The organism is Streptomyces cyaneofuscatus (assembly GCF_033109485.1).
Taxonomy (GTDB): Bacteria; Actinomycetota; Actinomycetes; order Streptomycetales; family Streptomycetaceae; genus Streptomyces; species Streptomyces cyaneofuscatus.
The window spans coordinates 7,960,031-7,976,988 of record NZ_CP137002.1 but is presented as its reverse complement, the minus strand read 5'-3'; the positions used below and the strand labels follow the sequence as shown (position 1 = coordinate 7,976,988).

The following is a 16,958-nucleotide window of genomic DNA, read 5'->3' as shown; positions in this document are numbered from 1 at the left end:
GAAGAAACCACTGTGTAAAGGGAGCGCGCTGCGCGACCGGTGCCGACAAACCGGTCCCGCAGCGCGCTTTTCCGCGTTCCGCGCTGCGTGACAGGGCACTGACTCTGCGGCATCCCGATGCCCTCCCCGGGTGAGGCGCGCCACGAGACCCACGTCACCTACGAATCACGGTAGTGGGTGCGAGCTCTCCCCCACGGCGCCGTGAAACACCCAAAGCCGATATTCCCCTCATTCTCCTACCAGGAGTAGTAAATAGGGTCATTGCCTCTTGTCCAGGTGGCCGTTAACCATGGATCCCGGCAAGCACCGAGACCGAGCCTGCGACGAGCGCCCCCGGCGGTCGGCAGCCGATCCCCCTCGGTCTCTGCTCACGCGGCCACCGGCCGCAGTCCCCGTCCCCAAAAGGAAGAGCTCACGCATGCCCCGCACCATCCGCATCACCCGCTCCCACAAGCTCGCCACCGCCGTGCTCGTCGCGGCCGGTTCCGTCACGGCCATCGCCGCGACCGGCGGGCAGAGCGACGCACAGCCCGCCGCGGCCAAGACCTCCATCGCCGCGGAGAAGGTCGCCGGTGTCTCCACGGCGAAGGAAGCCGCGGCCAAGAAGGCCGCCCAGGAGACCGCCGCGAAGAAGGCCGCCGCCGACGCGGCCGCAGCGAAGAAGGCCGTGGCGGAGCGCAAGGCCGCCGCGGAGAAGGCTGTGGCCGACCGTAAGGCCGAGGCGAAGAAGTCCGCCGAGAAGGCGCGCTCCGAGAAGCAGGCCGCCAACCGCTCCACCGAGCGCAAGGCCGTCGCCGCACCCAAGCAGTACAAGAACAACCTCGACGGCTGGATACGCGAGTCGCTCGACATCATGAAGAAGAAGAACATCCCCGGCTCCTACGAGGGGCTGCACCGCAACATCATGCGTGAGTCCAGCGGCAACCCGAACGCCGTCAACGACTGGGACATCAACGCGCAGAACGGCATTCCCTCCAAGGGCCTGCTCCAGGTGATCCAGCCGACCTTCGACGCCTACCACGTCAACGGCACCCCGAAGAAGCTGACCGACCCGGTCGCCAACATCACCGCCGCCGCCAACTACGCCGCGGACAAGTACGGCTCGATCGACAACGTCGACTCCGCCTACTGAGTCGACTCCGCCCACAGAGAGCGGACCGCCACCGAGCGGGCACAGATCAGACCGCGATTATCCGACTAATCGCCCTGGCGCGTGCCCCGGTTGGCCGAAGGGTAGAGCTGGCGCGGACACCACTACTGGTCCGCGCGCTCGCCGCGCGGAGGCTTCGGAAAGGCCTGACGCACATGGCACAGCCCTTCTCACTGCCGGACTTCTATGTTCCGTATCCGGCGCGGCTCAACCCTCATGTCGAGGCGGCACGGACGCACACGCGTCAGTGGGCGCGCGGCATGGGGATGCTGGAGGGATCCGGCATCTGGGAGGAGAAGGACCTGGAGGCGCACGACTACGCCCTGCTCTGCGCCTACACCCACCCCGACTGCTCGGCCGAGGCACTGTCCCTGGTCACCGACTGGTATGTCTGGGTCTTCTTCTTCGACGACCACTTCCTGGAGCTGTTCAAGCGCACCCCCGACCGTGAGGGCGCCAAGCGGTATCTGGACCGGCTGCCCGCCTTCATGCCGATGGAGCGCGGGGCCGCGACCCCCGAGCCGGAGAACCCCGTCGAGGCGGGCCTCGCCGATCTGTGGACGCGTACGGTCCCCGCGATGTCGGACGCCTGGCGGGCCCGGTTCGCGGAGTCGACGGAGAACCTGCTCAACGAGTCGATGTGGGAGCTCTCCAACATCAACGAGGGCCGTATCGCCAACCCCGTCGAGTACATCGAGATGCGCCGCAAGGTCGGCGGCGCCCCCTGGTCGGCCGGGCTGGTGGAGTACGCGGCCGGCGCGGAGGTGCCCGCCCAGGTGGCCGGAGCCCGCCCGCTGCGGGTGCTGCGCGACGCCTTCTCCGACGGGGTGCACCTGCGCAACGACCTCTTCTCGTACCAGCGCGAGGTCGAGGAGGAGGGCGAGAACAGCAACGGGGTCCTCGTCCTGGAGAAGTTCCTCGGCTGCTCCACACAGGAGGCCGCCGAGGCCGTCAACGACCTGCTGACCTCACGGCTCCAGCAGTTCGAGAACACCGTCCTCACCGAACTGGGCCCGCTCTGCGCGGAGAAGGGCCTCGACCCGACGCAGACCGCGTCCGTCCTCGCGTACGTCAAGGGGCTCCAGGACTGGCAGTCCGGAGGCCATGAGTGGCACATGCGCTCCAGCCGGTACATGAACGGGGGCGGGGCCGGCGAGGCGGTGGCGGGCTTCGGCATGTCCGCCGCCTCGATCAAGTTCACGCCGCGTTCGGAGACGGCGCGGGCCCGCAGCCACAGCCATCTGCCGTTCCAGCACGTGGGCCCCTCCCTGATCCCCGACCTGGAGCTGCCGTTCGGGACGACGCTGAGCCCGCACCTGGAGGGTGCCCGGGTACGGCTCGTCGACTGGGCGCGCCGGATGGGCATCCTGGAGGCGCAGCCGGGGGTTCCGGGCTCGCACATCTGGGACGAGGAACGGATCGTCGCGATCGACCTCCCCCTGTGCGCGGCGGGCATCCATCCGGACGCCTCACCGGAGGAGCTGGACATCTCCTCGGCATGGCTGGCCTGGGGTACGTACGGTGACGACTGGTTCCCGGTGGTGCACGGGCGGTCCCGGGACCTGGCGGGGGCGCGGCTGGCCAATGAGCGCCTCTCGCTCTTCATGCCGCTGGACGGTGAGGCCATCCCGGAGCCGGTGAACGCGCTGGAGCGGTCGCTGGGCGACCTGTGGCGCAGGACCGCCGAACCCATGGACCTGGGCGCACGGCGCACCTTCCGGACCGCGATCGAGTCGATGACCGAGAGCTGGCTGTGGGAGCTGGCCAACCAGGCGCAGAACCGTATCCCTGATCCGGTCGACTACGTCGAGATGCGCAGGGACACCTTCGGCTCGAACCTGACGATGAGCCTGTGCAGGCTCGGGCACGGCAGGACGGTACCGGAGGCGGTCTACCGCAGCGGCCCGATGCAGTCGCTGGAGAACGCCGCGGCGGACTACGCGTGCCTGCTGAACGACCTGTTCTCGTACCAGAAGGAGATCGAGTACGAGGGGGAGGTGCACAACGGCGTCCTGGTCGTGCAGAACTTCTTCGGGGTCGACTATCCGACGGGCGTGGCGATCGTGCACGACCTGATGAAGTCGCGACTGCGGCAGTTCCTGCATGTGGCGGAGGTCGAACTTCCGGTGCTGTACGACGACTTCGGCCTGGACGCCGAGGCGCGGGAGGTGCTGGCGGGCTATGTGCAGGAGCTCAAGCACTGGCTCGCGGGCATCCTGATCTGGCACCGGGGCTGCCGCCGGTACCGCGAGGAGGACCTGCGGCGCGGGCACGGCGCTCCCTGGCACCTCAGCGGTCCCACGGGGCTCGGCACCTCGGCGGCGCAGGTGACGCGGCTGATGGCGGAGCTGGCGGGCAGCAGGGCGTAGTCCCACCGCAGCAGCAGCATCCGGCCCCGGCCCGTCGCGTGAACCTCGCGACGGGCCGGGGCCGGATGCACGGTAGACCATAGGCCTCCCGCATATGCGGGAGGCCTATGCAGTGACGTTTCAGCCCTGCTGGAACAGCTCTGCCGGAAGGGGCTTGAGGAGGGTGTACAGGTCGTCGGTGATGGGCCGGTCCCAGCTGGCGATGGTCACGAGCACCCCGTCGCTGCGGTCGAACTGGACGCAGGCGATCCGGCTCTCCGAGAGCTTCACCCGGCGGACGATCAGCAGGTTGTCGCCCTGCATCACGGGGACGTCCTCGCTGCTGACGACCTCGATCGGCTCGTCGTTCTCCAGGGCCAGCAGCAGCTGCGCGACCTCGAAGGGAACCTGGCCGTCCTCGGTCTCGCGGGCGGGCGAACCGGCCGGAAGATTACCGATGATCATGGCCGGGCCACGGCCGCCGTACAGGTCGTACCGGAGGAAGACGCCCTGACAGCTGCCGTCGGGGGCGGGGAGCAGACCGGCGCCGAGGTTGCCGGGCCAGTCCCCCGGGTCCATGGCCAGGACATCGAAGTCCGGGCCCGCGGGTGTTGCGGCGCTACGGCGGCGGAGGAAGGACATGCAGCCATGTTACGTGGCCCGGCTCACGTTGCGGAGCCGGGCCCGGGACGGAACACCGCCCCGCCCCATCGGCCCTCCGCCCGCCGGCGGGAAGCGCGGGCGGGACCCCGGCGCAGACTCTTCCGCGTGGAATCGGAGCAAGTTCGCCCGCGACCGGGCTCCATGCCGCATACCGTTGGATCACCGCCGTGCCCCGTCCGTAGCGGCGGCGGCGCGTACGGGTACGGGAACGGCGATACGCCGGACAGCACGGGTACGGCGATACGCCGGGAGAGAGGACAGGATGACGGTGGAGGGCACAGTGAGCGGGCTGGAAGAGCGGGTGGTGGGGCGCGCGTGGATGGTGCGCCTGGACCCGGCCGACCGGGGAGGTGCGGCGGTACGCGTCTCGTGCGGCCGTCCGGCCTGCGCCCCCCAGGTTCTGCCCTCCGCCGCCGTCGGCCGCACGGCCGCCGTCGCTCACCTCGCGACGCATCTGCGGGCCGCCCCGGGGCCCCGGCCCCAGGCAGCCTGCGCCTGTCGGGCCGAAGAGTGCCACACGCACGTCCGGGCCGACGGCCCACGCGACCGCGCCCCGGCCCTGCGGTGCGGAGGCCCGGTCGTCCTCGCGGTCATCAACGACCGGCAGGGCCGCTGGTGGCAGGCGCTGGAGTGCTGCGCACGCTGTGCGGCCGCCCATCCCTCGGCGAAGATCGTCGCCACCGCCCCGGCCGCCCCCGCCCGGGCCGCCGGCGGGCCGGCCCCCGCGGCAGGAGCGCGTGGAGCCGCGGGCCCGCCGCCCGCCCCGGTCGGCCCGCACTTCTCCCACGCCGCCTCGTCCCCCGCCCCCGTGCCCGTCCCCCGCGCTGCGCCCGCCCCTCGCACGAAGCCCCGGCGCAACCGCCGCACCGGGAAGATCGCCCAGCGGTTCGTGCCGCACGACCTGCACCCGATCGCCCTGCGCGACGAGCTGATCGAGCTGGGCAACCTCTTCCGCGCCTATCAGGAGCGCCCCGAACCGGACCTGGAGCAGCTCGCCGAGCTCCACTCCCGTAAGGCGAAGGCCTTCCGCACGTGGGCGGAGGTCACCGGGGAGACCGAGCTGCGGCTGGACGCGGAACGCGCCGAGCAGGCGGCCGCCGCCGCCCTCCTCCAGCACCAGCAGCGCACCGGCCAGAGCCCGGTCGGCGAGGGAGAGGTCACCAACCGCCTGCTGCCCGGTCTCACGCAGTGGGAGCACGCGCGGACGGTCCTCGCCCACGTCGCCGAGCACACCCCGCTGCCCGGTCCGGAGGCCCGTCTGATGGCGGTGATGCTGACCCTGCGCTCGGCGCTCACCGGCACCGGCAACCTGGTGGGGCAGGACGTGCGGGGCCTGCCCCTGACCGAGCCGGAGGAGCTGATCGGCCGGCTCGTGGACTCCGGCTGGCTGTCCATCCCGGGCACCGCCGACGACCTGCTCGAATCCCGGCCCGAGAGCCCCACGCCGATCACCATCCCGTCCCTGATGCCCGACGACGATGGACAGGGCCCGTTCGACTTCGGCCGCAAGACGCGCCCCAAGCTGAGTGGCTGGGCGCAGCGGGTCGTCGGGGACAAGAAGCTCCGCAAGAAGAAGACCGGCGCCGCCACCCGGCTCCTCGCCCTGGCCCTGGCCGTGAGGACCACGACCGACGGCCGGCTGGGGGCCGAGGGCGAGGGCGTCGACCTGGCGGTCCTCACCTCCTGGTGCGCCGTCGAGCCCGACGAGCTGGAGCCGCTGGTGGAGCAGTTGACGGTGGCGGACTGGCTGGAGGAGGCCGCCGTCACCGACGGCCGCCTCACGGGCCGGCTGGCCGAGCGGGTGCTTCAGGTCAGCTGCCCGCTGCCCTGAGAGGGCGCGCCCTCTCAGACGCGTCAGCCCGGCGGGGGCTGGGAGCCGACGAGCCACATGGCGAAGAACTGCGCCCCGCCCCCGTAGGCGTGGCCGACCGCCCTGGTGGCCCCGTCGATCTGGTGCTCGCCCGCCCGTCCCCGTACCTGGAGGGCCGCCTCGGCGAAGCGGATCATGCCGGACGCGCCGATGGGGTTGGTCGAGAGCACACCGCCCGACGGGTTGACCGGCAGGTCGCCGTCGAGTTCGGTGACGCCCGCCTCGGTGAGCTTCCAGCCCTCGCCCTCACCGGCGAAGCCGAGGTTCTCCAGCCACATCGGCTCGTACCAGGAGAACGGGACGTACATCTCGACGGCGTCGATCTCCCGGCGCGGGTCGGTGATCCGGGCCTGCCGGTAGACGTCGGCGGCGCAGTCCTTCCCGGCCTGCGGGGAGACGAAGTCCTTGCCGGCGAAGAGCGTCGGTTCGCTGCGCATGGCGCCGCCGTGCACCCAGGCGGGCGGGTGGGGGGCCCTGCTCGCGCCCGCGCGGTCGGTGAGGATCATCGCGCAGGCCCCGTCGGACGAGGGACAGGTCTCGGAGTAGCGGATCGGGTCCCAGAGCATGGGCGACTCCTGGACCTTCTCCAGGGTGATGTCCGCGTCGTGGATGTGCGCGTAGGGGTTCCTGAGCGCGTTGCGGCGGTCCTTGTACGCGACGAGGGAGCCGACGGTGTCGGGGGCTCCCGTACGGCGCATGTACGCGCGCACGTGCGGGGCGAAGAAGCCGCCGGCCCCGGCCAGCAGGGGCTGCTGGAAGGGGACGGGCAGGGAGAGGCCCCACATGGCGTTGGACTCGGACTGCTTCTCGAAGGCGAGGGTCAGGACGGTCCGGTGGACGCGGGCGGCGACGAGGTTGGCGGCGACGAGCGCGGTCGATCCGCCGACCGAGCCCGCCGTGTGGACGCGGAGCATCGGCTTGCCGACGGCTCCGAGCGCGTCGGCGAGATACAGCTCCGGCATCATGACGCCCTCGAAGAAGTCGGGGGCCTTGCCGATGACGACGGCGTCGATGTCGCTCCAGGTCAGTCCGGCGTCCTCCAGGGCGCGGACCGCCGCCTCGCGGACCAGTCCGGCGATGGAGACGTCGTGCCGGGCGGCGACGTGTTTGGTCTGGCCGATGCCGACGACGGCGACGGGCTCCTTAGGCATGAGCGCTCTCCCCTTCCAGGACGGCGACCAGGTTCTGCTGGAGGCAGGGCCCGGAGGTGGCGTGGGCGAGGGCCCGGTCGGACTCGCCGCGGTGGATGCGGGCGGCGGCCTCGCCGAGCCGGATGAGGCCCGCCGCCATGATCGGGTTGGCGGCGAGCGCGCCTCCGGACGGGTTGATCCGGGTGTGGTCCCCGAGCCCGAGGGCCTTGCGGAGGACGACCTCCTGCGAGGTGAACGGGGCGTGCAACTCGGCGGTGTCGAAGGGGCGTTCGAAGGCTCCGGCGTGCTGGGCGGCGAGCCGGGTGGAGGGTGAGTCGGTGAGGTCGCGGACGCCGAGGCTGTGGGCCTCGATGCGGTGGTCGATGCCGCGGATCCAGGCGGGCCGTGCGCACAGGGCGCGGGCGGTGTCCCCGGCGGCGAGGATGACGGCTGCTGCGCCGTCGCCGATGGGCGGGCAGTCGCCGGTGCGCAGCGGGTGCACGAGGTGGTCGCCTGCGGGGACGTCGCCGGTGAGCTGGGCGTACGGGTTGGCGGTGGCGTCGGTGCGGCTGCGGGCGGCGATGGAGGCCAGGGCCGCCGCGTCGGTGTCGCCCGCGTCGATGAGGGCCTGGGCCTGGAGGGCGGCGAGGGAGACGGAGTCCGGCCAGAGCGGGGCGAGGTAGTACGGGTCGAGCTGGCGGGTGAGGACGTCGCGGACCTCGCCGGGTGAGGACTTGCCGTAGGAGTAGACCAGCGCGGTGTCCGCCTCACCGGTCATGATCTTCACCCAGGCCTCGTACAGCGCCCAGGCCCCGTCCATCTCGACATGCGACTCGGAGATGGGCGGGTGGGCGCCGACGCCGTCGAGGGCCATGGTGAAGGAGAAGGCGCGTCCGGCGAGGTAGTCGGCGGAGCCGGAGCAGGTGAACCCGATCTCGTTCGCCTTCAGCCCCGTCGCCCCGAGCACCTCGTGGAGGACGGGCATCAGCAGGTCGACCTCGGAGAGTTCGTCGGTGCGCCGCCGGTGCGGGCTCTGGGCGAAGGCGACGATCGCCACGTCTCGCATCTACACCAGCTCCTTGTACGTGTCGTAGTCGGCGTCGGGCTCCCCGGTGGGCCGGTAGTGGTCGGGGTGGGCGGCGCCCTCGGCCCAGACGGGCTCGACGCGCAGGCCCATCCGGACCTGGTCGTACGGGATGCCGGCGATGCGGCCGTGGAGGGCGAGGTCGGCGCCGTCGAGGGCGATGTGGGCGTAGACGTACGGGACTTCGATGTCCAGGTTCTTCGCCTTGATGTTGACGATGCAGAAGGTGGTGACGGTCCCGCGCGGGCCGACCTCGACCTGTTCGGCGGTGGCGATGCCGCAGGTGGGGCAGGCTCCGCGCGGCGGTACGTAGACCTTGCGGCAGGCGGGGCAGCGTTCGCCGACGGTGCGGTGGCCTGCGAGCGCCTTGAGGTAGGCGCTCTGGGCGCGGCCCGGGGAGTGGACGTAGTCGAGGCGGGCCGGGGCGACGATGCCGGTGACGGGGTCGGCGAACTCCCCGTCGTGGGGCGCTGGTTCGGCGGGGCCGGGCTCACCGTCGTACGGCTCGAAGCAGGCGATGTCGGTGATGGCGCCGGTGCGGGTGGCCGCCCAGCGGATCCGGACCCGCATGCCGGTGTGTACGGCGTCCGGTCCGGGGGCGTCCAGGGCGTGCAGGAGCGCGGTGGCGGCGCCGTCGAGGCGGACGAGGACCCAGGCGAACGGGGTTTCCAGCGGCTGGTCGCGGCGCGGGGACGGGTTCCACGCCCAGGTGGTGACGGTGCCGGTGGTGGCGACCTCGACGAGTTCGCGGAGCTCGCCAGCGGTAACGGGGTCGTACTCGACGGGCGGCACGAGCACTGTGCCGTCGTCGATGCGGACGCCCAGGACAGTGCGTTCGCGCAGTCCGGTGAGGAAAGCGCTCTGGACGGGGCCGAGAGATCGGGTGAAGGGGAATTCGACCACCAGCGGGGCGCTGAGGACGTCGGTCATGGCACTCTCCAAAGGCTCAGGACTCGGGGCTCCGGGGCCCACGGCTCAGGCGCGCCGGTAGACGGGCGGGCGCTTCTCGGCGAAGGCACGGGCGCCCTCCTTGGCGTCCTCGGTGGCGAACACGGGCCAGCCGCGCTTGAGTTCGGCGGCCAGCGCCTCGCTCTCGGTCAGCTCGGCGCCCTCGTAGACCGAGGCCTTGACCGCCTCGACGGCGAGCGGCCCGCAGGCGTTGATCCGCTCGGCGACGGCGAGGGCCTCCTCCAGGGCGGTGCCGTCGGGCACGACGCGGCCGATGAGCCCGATGGAGGCAGCCTCGTCGGCGGTGTACGGGCGGCCGGTGAGGAGCATCTCCAGGGCGTGGGTGCGGGGGATCTGGCGGGGCAGCCGGACGGTGGAGCCGCCGATCGGGAACAGGCCGCGCCGGACCTCGAAGAGCCCGAAGGTGGCGCCCTCACCGGCGATGCGAATGTCCGTTCCCTGGAGGATCTCGGTGCCGCCGGCGACACAGGGCCCTTCCACGGCGGCGATCACCGGTTTGCGCGGGCGGTGGTGGCGCAGCATCGCCTTCCAGTGGAGGTCCGGGTCGGCGGTCATCCGCTCCCGGTACTCCTCGCCCTCCATCCCGCCGCCCGCGAGCGCCTTGAGGTCCATGCCGGAGCAGAACGCACCCCCCGCCCCGGTCAGGACGACCGAGCGCACCTGGTCGTCGGCGTCGGCCGCGAGCCACCCGTCGTACAGGCCGACGAGCATCGGCAGCGACAGCGCGTTCCTGGCCTGTGGTCGGTTCAAGGTGAGCACCAGCGTGGCGCCCCGGCGCTCCACGGTGAGGTGTTCCGTACCGACGTGTTCCGTACCGACGTGTTCCGTACCGAGGTCTTCCGTACCGCCCATGACGAACTCCCGTCTGCAGACCTGGAACAGGTTGCAGTAGGCGGGGTCGCAGTTCAATAGTTTTCTGACAGCTCGTCAGATTCTTTCGACGCCACCCCTTCCCACTTGTGCCGCCCGGCGCTCTAATGACGGCCGAGTCGCCAGTCACCCGGGGTCAGGAGGAACGGTGGAGTACAACCTTGCCGACCTGTTCGAGTCGGTCGTGGACGTGGTCCCCGACCGCGAGGCGCTCCTGTACGTGGACCATCCCGGTACGGGTGCCGAGCGGCGCCTCACCTACGCCGAACTGGACGCCGCCGCCAACCGGATAGCCCACCACCTCATCGGTGCGGGGCTCCGCCCGGGCGAGCACCTGGGGCTGCATCTCTACAACGGCATCGAGTACCTCCAGACGGTCCTGGGAGCGCTGAAGGCGCGCCTGGTGCCGGTGAACGTCAACTACCGCTACGTGGAGGAGGAGTTGGTCTACCTCTACCGGGACGCGGATCTGGCGGCGCTGGTCTTCGACGGCGAGTTCGACGAGCGGGTCGCGGCGGCGTCCGCACAGGCTCCGGCACTGCGTCACCTGGTCCGGGTGGGGTCCGCCGCCGCACTCCCGGGCCTGGCGGCCGTCCCCTTCACCGAGGCCGAGGCATCCGGCTCCCCAACGCGCGGCTTCGAACCACGTTCTGCCGACGACCAGTTCATCATCTACACCGGCGGCACCACCGGGATGCCGAAAGGGGTGATGTGGCGCCAGGAGGACCTGTTCTTCTCCGGCCTGGGCGGCGGCGCGCCGACCGGTGAGCCGGTGAAGAGCCCGCAGGAGCTGGCCGAGCGGGTGGCGGCGGGCGGAGACGGCATCACCTTCTTCCCCACTCCCCCACTGATGCACGGCACCTCGACGCTTACCGCGTTCATCGGGTTCAACTTCGGTCAACGGGTCGTCGTGCACCGCAAGTTCGCCCCCGAAGAAGTGCTGCGGACGATCGAGAGGGAGAAGGTCACCAGCGTGTCGCTGGTGGGGGACGCGATGCTGCGTCCGCTGATCGACGCCCTCAACGGGCCGCTGCGCGGGACGGACTGCTCGTCGCTGTTCTCCGTCTCCAGCTCCGGGGCGATCATGTCGGATTCGGTGCGGGCGGAGTTCCAGGCGCTCGTGCCGACCGTGATGCTGCTCAACAACTTCGGCTCCTCCGAGTCCGGCTTCAACGGCACGGCCACCGCCGATTCGGGCCCCGAGCGCGGCTTCCGGGTCCAGGTCAACGCCCGTACGGCCGTGGTCGATCCGGCGACGTACGAACCGGTGGCCCCCGGTGAGGTGGGCCGCATCGCCCAGCGCGGCCATGTGCCGCTCGGCTACTACAACGACCCGGCCAAGACCGCCGACACCTTCTTCCGCAAGGGCGATGAGCGGTGGGTGCTGCTGGGTGACATGGCGACCGTCGACGCGGAGGGCATCGTCACCGTGCTCGGCCGGGGCTCGCAGTGCATCAACACCGGCGGGGAGAAGGTCTATCCGGAGGAGGTGGAGCAGGCGCTCAAGTCCCACCCGGACGTGTACGACGCGCTCGTCGCGGGCGTCCCCGACGAGCGCTGGGGCAGCAGGGTCGCGGCCGTCCTCGAACTACGCGAGGGAGCAGCGGCGTTGGACCTCGACGCGGTGCAGGCCCACTGCCGGACCCGGCTCGCCGGATACAAGATCCCGCGCGCCCTGGTCCTCACCGACCGGATCCAGCGCTCGCCGAGCGGCAAGGCGGACTACCGGTGGGCGAAGGCGGTGGCGGCGGCCGCCGGCACCGGGATGTGAGGCTCACCGGTCACACCACGCCCGATCAGCCCGGGCTCCCGCTACGCGAGCCGGACGCCGCCCGCCTGCACGGTGAGGACGTCCGGGTCGAGGAACGCCGCCACCGTACGGGAGAAGGAGCCCGGGTCGTCGAGCCACGGGAAGTGCCCCGCGCCCCGCTGGACGGTGAACTCGCCGTACGGGAAGAGCGCGGCCAGCTCCGTCGCCCGGTCCGGGCTCGGGTGGCCGTCGTACTCCCCCGCGAGGACGAGCACCGGCACGGACAGCTCGCGCAGAGCGGGGAGCGTGGTGGCGGGGTCGTACGCGCCGTCGTCGTAGCGGCCGCGCGCCTCGGGGTTGGTCTGCCCGGCGGAGGCGGCGGCGTGGGCCCGGGCCGTGTCGTCCCAGCGGCCGTAGGTGAGCGGCCGGACGGCGGGCCACAGCTCGGCGAAGGGCCCGCCGGCGAGCAGCGCCTCCTGGGCGGCCCGGGCCTCGGCGTACCAGGGTTCGCCGCTGCGCAGCTCGGCTGCCTCGCGCAGATCCCGGTCGGTCACCTCGATGCCGGCGGCCCGGGTGGAGGGGGTGATGAGGGTCAGGCTGCGCAGCCGCTCCGGGTGCCGGGCGGCGTACAGCAGGGCCAGGTTCGCGCCCGCCGAGTGGGCCAGCAGGTCGATCCGGTCCAGGCCGAGGTGCTCGCGCAGCGCCTCCACGTCGGCCACGAGCCGGTCGCAGCGGTAGGTCGAGGGGTCCTCGGGTGCGGCGGACTCTCCCGTTCCGCGCAGGTCCAGCAGGACCAGCTGCCGTACGGCGGAGAGCCCGCCGAGGTCTCCGAGGTACGCGCTCGCCCGCATCGGTCCGCCGGGCAGGCAGATCAGCGGCTCGCCCTCCCCCACCAGGTGGTAGGCGAGCGGGGTGGTGTCGTACGCGGAGAAGGTCGGCATGCCGTCCATCCAAACAGGAACACGCAGACGTTCGCACCGGGCTCCGCTGCGAGTCGATCCGGAACGGGTCCGTGCGCCCCCCTTGCCAGCGCCCCCGGCCTCCTGAATTACTGCTCCCAGGAAGATCGACCGAATGATCGGTCGCCCGGTTCGGGAGAGGAAGGGCCCTGATGACAGCCATGCTGGACGCGGCGGAACAGCTGAGCCGCGCCGATCTGGAGGCCCTCCAGCTCGAACGGCTCCGTACGACCCTGCGTCACGCCTACGAGAACGTGCCGTTCTACCGGGCGGCCTTCGACGCGGCCGGGCTGCGGCCCGAGGACTGCCGTACGCTCGCCGACCTCTCCCGCTTCCCGTTCACGGCGAAGACCGACCTGCGCGACAACTACCCGTTCGGGATGTTCGCCGTGCCGGAGGCGGACGTCCGGCGCATCCACGCCTCCAGCGGCACGACCGGGCGGCCGACCGTCGTCGGGTACACCGAGCGGGACCTGGACACCTGGGCGGACGTGGTCGCCCGGTCGATCCGCGCGGCGGGCGGCCGGCCCGGCCACAAGGTCCATGTGGCGTACGGGTACGGGCTGTTCACCGGCGGGCTCGGCGCGCACTACGGGGCCGAGCGGCTCGGCTGCACGGTGATCCCGGCGTCGGGCGGGATGACGGCGCGCCAGGTGCAGCTGATCCAGGACTTCCGGCCCGAGATCATCATGATCACGCCCTCCTACATGCTGACGCTGCTGGACGAGTTCGAGCGGCAGGGCGTCGACCCGCGCACGACCTCCCTCAAGGTGGGGATCTTCGGCGCGGAGCCGTGGACAGAGGCGATGCGCCGGGAGATCGAGGACCGGTTCGCCATCGACGCCGTCGACATATACGGGCTCTCCGAGGTGATGGGCCCCGGGGTGGCGCAGGAGTGCGTGGAGACGAAGGACGGGCTGCACATCTGGGAGGACCACTTCTATCCGGAGGTCGTGGATCCGTTCACCGGTGAGGTACTGCCGGACGGGGAGGAGGGCGAACTGGTCTTCACCTCGCTCACCAAGGAGGCGATGCCGGTGATCCGCTACCGCACCCGGGACCTGACGCGGCTGCTGCCGGGGACGGCCCGGAACTTCCGCCGGATGGAGAAGGTGACGGGGCGCAGCGACGACATGGTGATCCTGCGCGGGGTGAACCTGTTCCCGTCGCAGATCGAGGAGATCGTGCTGCGTACGCCCGCCGTCGCCCCGCACTTCCAGCTCCTCCTGACCCGCCAGGGCCGATTGGACGCGCTGACGGTACGGGCGGAGGCGCGGGCGGACGCGACGGCGGCGGACCGGGAGAAGGCGGCGGCCGCGATCGCGGCTGCGGTGAAGGACGGGGTCGGGGTGTCGGTGGGGGTCGAGATCGTGGACCCGGAGTCGCTGGAGCGCTCGGTGGGCAAGATCCGGCGGATCGTGGATCTGCGGGAGTCCGGCACGAGGTGAACAGCGCAGGTGACCGGGGGGTCCGGTTGGCGTGGACGGACCCGGTGACGGGGTGGTCCCGGTGGTGCGAACGGCACGCGTGACCGGCGCGTTCACACCACCGCAACACCCGTTCCCACTATGCGGACACCTGCTCGAAAATCTCGACAGAGAGGCCCGGGCACTGCCAGTCTCCCGCTATGCATCTCGCCAACCGTTCCCTGGTCACCACGGTCACCGCCGTCTGCTCCGCCGTCGTCCTCTGCGCCGCCCTGACCGGCTGCGCCCCGCAAGCGGAGGAGAAGCCGAAGGCCTCGGGCGCCTCGGGCCAGGCCGGCGCGACGACCGGGGCGTGCGCGCCGGGCGGGCTCGCCACCGAGGTCGAGGGCAAGCTGACCGTCGGCACGGACAAGCCCGCGTACGCCCCCTGGTTCTCCGACGACGAGCCGTCGAACGGCAAGGGGTTCGAGTCGGCGGTGGCGTACGCCGTGGCGAAGCAGCTCGGTTACGGCCGCGATGCGGTGGTCTGGCAGCACGTGCCGTTCAACAGCGCGTTCGCGCCCGGTGCCAAGAAGTTCGACTTCGACATCAACCAGGTCTCCATCAGCGAGTCCCGGAAGAAGGCCGTGGCGTTCTCCTCCGGTTACTACGACGTACGCCAGGCGGTCGTCGCGCTCAAGTCGTCGAAGGCGGCCGGGGCGAAGAGTGTGGCCGACCTGAAGGACGTCAAGCTGGGCGCCCAAGTGGGCACCACCAGCCTGGAGTTCATCAACGACCTGGTGAAGCCCACCACGAAGCCCGCCGTCTACCAGCGCAACGACTTCGCCAAGTCGGCGCTGAAGACCGGCCAGGTGGACGCCATCGTGGTGGACCTGCCGACCGCCTTCTACATCACCGGGGCCGAGGTGCCGGAGGCGGAGGTCGTCGGCCAGTTCCCCAACTCCGCCGACAAGCCGGAGCAGTTCGGCCTGGTCCTCGACAAGGAGTCCACGCTCACCTCCTGCGTGAGCGGTGCCGTGGACGCCCTGCGGAAGGACGGCACGCTCGCCGCCCTGGAGAAGGAGTGGCTCTCCGACGCCGTCGACGCGCCGGTGCTCAAGTGACGCTGCACAAGACGCTCCCCGGGGAGGACACCTACGTCCCCTCCGAACGCCGGATCGCCCGTGAACGCCACCGGCGGGCCCGTACCCGGCGGGCGACGGCGATCGCCGCGACCAGCACGCTGGTGGTGGGCGTGGTGCTGTTCCTGCTGATCACGGGCTCGCCCGGCTGGGACCGTACGCAGGAGACGTTCTTCAGCCCGCACTACGCGCGCATCGCGCTGCCGCAGGTCCTGGAGGGCCTGTGGCTGAACCTGCGGCTGCTGGCGGTGTGCGGCAGCGCCGTGCTGACGTTCGGCCTGCTGCTGGCGGTGGCGCGTACGCTGCGCGGGCCGGTGTTCTTCCCGATCCGGGCGCTGGCCACCGCGTACACGGACTTCTTCCGTGGACTGCCGCTGATCATCTGCCTGTTGATGGTGGTCTTCGGGGTCCCGGCGCTGCGCCTGGAGGGGGTGACCTCCGATCCGGTGCTGCTGGGCGGCGCCGCCCTGGTGCTGACGTACTCTGCGTACGTCGCGGAGGTCTTCCGGGCGGGCATCGAGTCCGTGCACCCCTCGCAGCGGGCCGCCGCCCGGTCGCTGGGGCTCAGCAGCGGCAAGACGCTGCGGTTCGTCGTCCTGCCGCAGGCGGTACGCCGGGTGGTGCCGCCGCTCCTCAACGACCTGGTCTCCCTCCAGAAGGACACCGGGCTCGTCTCGATCGCGGGAGCCGTCGACGCCGTGTACGCGGCGCAGATCATCGCCAGCAAGGACTTCAACTACACGCCGTACGTCGTGGCGGGGCTGGTCTTCGTCGCGCTGACCATCCCGATGACCCGGCTCACCGACTGGGTGACGGCCCGGATGGACCGGCGACGGGCCCAGGGAGGACTGGTATGAGCACAGCGCCCGTGCTGCGGATGGAGGCGGTCCGCAAGTCGTTCGGTACGTCGCTGGTGCTGCGGGACGTGGACCTGGAGGTCGCCCCGCACACCGTGACCGCGCTGATCGGCGCCTCGGGATCCGGGAAATCGACGCTCCTGCGGTGCGCCAACCTCCTGGAGGAGATCGACGACGGGGCGATCTGGCTGGAGGGCGAGGAGATCACCGACCCCCGGACCGACGCGGACGCGGTGCGCCGGCGGATCGGGGTGGTCTTCCAGGCGTACAACCTCTTCCCGCACCTCACCGTCCTCCAGAACATCACCCTCGCCCCGCGGCGCGTCCACGGCCTCCCCCGCGCCGAGGCCGAGGGACAGGCCCGCGAGCTGCTGGAGCGGCTCGGGCTCGGCGCGAAGGCGGACGAGTACCCGGACCGGCTCAGCGGCGGCCAGCAGCAGCGTACGGCGATCGTCCGGGCGCTGGCGGTACGGCCCCGGCTGCTGCTCCTGGACGAGATCACCGCCGCCCTGGACCCGGAGCTGGTGGGCGAGGTGCTCGGCCTGGTCCGCGAGGTGAAGGACGAGGGCATGACGATGGTGATCGCGACCCACGAGATGGCCTTCGCCCGCGAGGTCGCCGACCAGGTCTGCTTCCTGGACGCGGGGGTGGTGCTGGAACGCGGCACACCGGCAGAGGTGTTCGGTGCGCCCCGGGAGGAGCGTACGCAGAGGTTCCTGCGGCGGATCGTGGAGGCGGGGCGGCTGTGAGGAGCACTGCG

The 16,958-nt window shown here is 71.5% G+C and carries 13 protein-coding genes and 1 pseudogene; 8 read left to right on the top strand and 6 right to left on the bottom strand.

The annotated features are described in order from the left end of the window. The first annotated feature begins 418 nt into the window (after window positions 1-418). Both R2B67_RS35195 and R2B67_RS35190 read left to right on the top strand, forming a co-directional pair. Window positions 419-1,132: a transglycosylase SLT domain-containing protein gene (locus R2B67_RS35195; protein ID WP_317824647.1), complete on the top strand. Its 714-nt coding sequence runs from the start codon at window positions 419-421 to the stop codon at window positions 1,130-1,132. 173 nt (window positions 1,133-1,305) lie between these two features. Beyond that, window positions 1,306-3,519 (top strand): terpene synthase family protein, encoded by a 2,214-nt coding sequence (locus R2B67_RS35190; protein ID WP_317824646.1) that lies wholly within the window; start codon window positions 1,306-1,308, stop codon window positions 3,517-3,519. A gap of 120 nt (window positions 3,520-3,639) precedes the next feature. On the opposite strand, the gene R2B67_RS35185 is transcribed toward R2B67_RS35190, so the two are convergent. After that, window positions 3,640-4,140: a hypothetical protein gene (locus R2B67_RS35185; protein ID WP_026242033.1), complete on the bottom strand. Its 501-nt coding sequence runs from the start codon at window positions 4,138-4,140 to the stop codon at window positions 3,640-3,642. A gap of 283 nt (window positions 4,141-4,423) precedes the next feature. On the opposite strand from R2B67_RS35185, the gene R2B67_RS35180 reads away from it, so the two are divergent. Next, on the top strand, window positions 4,424-5,992 hold the full coding sequence (locus R2B67_RS35180) for a hypothetical protein (RefSeq protein WP_317824645.1): 1,569 nt from the start codon (window positions 4,424-4,426) through the stop codon (window positions 5,990-5,992). Window positions 5,993-6,015: 23 nt separating this feature from the next. Here the strand turns inward: R2B67_RS35180 and R2B67_RS35175 are convergent, their stop codons facing one another. From R2B67_RS35175 to R2B67_RS35160, 4 genes are read right to left on the bottom strand one after another with little or no spacing between them, the layout of a single operon-like run. Next, window positions 6,016-7,182: a thiolase family protein gene (locus tag R2B67_RS35175; protein WP_317824644.1), complete on the bottom strand. Its 1,167-nt coding sequence runs from the start codon at window positions 7,180-7,182 to the stop codon at window positions 6,016-6,018. Continuing rightward, complete coding sequence (locus R2B67_RS35170) at window positions 7,175-8,227, bottom strand: thiolase family protein (protein WP_317824643.1); 1,053 nt, start codon at window positions 8,225-8,227, stop codon at window positions 7,175-7,177. Before R2B67_RS35170 ends, R2B67_RS35175 begins: the two co-directional genes overlap by 8 nt. Then, window positions 8,228-9,175, bottom strand: a complete 948-nt coding sequence (locus R2B67_RS35165; protein ID WP_317824642.1) for a Zn-ribbon domain-containing OB-fold protein — start codon at window positions 9,173-9,175, stop codon at window positions 8,228-8,230. 45 nt (window positions 9,176-9,220) lie between these two features. Next, window positions 9,221-10,066, bottom strand: coding sequence for a crotonase/enoyl-CoA hydratase family protein (locus tag R2B67_RS35160; RefSeq protein ID WP_317824641.1), 846 nt, complete (start codon window positions 10,064-10,066; stop codon window positions 9,221-9,223). A gap of 166 nt (window positions 10,067-10,232) precedes the next feature. Between R2B67_RS35160 and R2B67_RS35155 the strand changes: the two genes are divergently transcribed. Beyond that, the gene (locus tag R2B67_RS35155; RefSeq protein ID WP_317824640.1) at window positions 10,233-11,855 is read left to right on the top strand and encodes an acyl-CoA synthetase; all 1,623 of its coding nucleotides are present in this window, start codon (window positions 10,233-10,235) and stop codon (window positions 11,853-11,855) included. Between the two features lie 44 nt (window positions 11,856-11,899). Here R2B67_RS35155 and R2B67_RS35150 read toward each other — a convergent pair. Further along, window positions 11,900-12,775, bottom strand: a pseudogene (locus tag R2B67_RS35150) (alpha/beta fold hydrolase); the annotation flags it as partial. A gap of 170 nt (window positions 12,776-12,945) precedes the next feature. Between R2B67_RS35150 and paaK the strand changes: the two are divergent. The 4 genes from paaK to R2B67_RS35130 all read left to right on the top strand — a co-directional run bounded on the left by paaK (window position 12,946) and on the right by R2B67_RS35130 (window position 16,947). Next, a complete protein-coding gene (gene paaK, locus R2B67_RS35145) occupies window positions 12,946-14,241 on the top strand; it encodes a phenylacetate--CoA ligase PaaK (protein ID WP_317824639.1) in 1,296 nt (431 codons plus the stop codon). A 179-nt stretch (window positions 14,242-14,420) separates the two neighbouring features. Further along, window positions 14,421-15,323, top strand: a complete 903-nt coding sequence (locus R2B67_RS35140; RefSeq protein WP_317824638.1) for an ABC transporter substrate-binding protein — start codon at window positions 14,421-14,423, stop codon at window positions 15,321-15,323. Continuing rightward, a complete protein-coding gene (locus tag R2B67_RS35135; RefSeq protein ID WP_317824637.1) occupies window positions 15,320-16,198 on the top strand; it encodes an amino acid ABC transporter permease in 879 nt (292 codons plus the stop codon). Before R2B67_RS35140 ends, R2B67_RS35135 begins: the two co-directional genes overlap by 4 nt. After that, window positions 16,195-16,947 carry an amino acid ABC transporter ATP-binding protein gene (locus tag R2B67_RS35130; protein WP_317824636.1) on the top strand — a complete coding sequence of 251 codons (753 nt, stop codon included), beginning with the start codon at window positions 16,195-16,197 and terminating at the stop codon, window positions 16,945-16,947. Before R2B67_RS35135 ends, R2B67_RS35130 begins: the two co-directional genes overlap by 4 nt. Window positions 16,948-16,958: the final 11 nt, after the last annotated feature.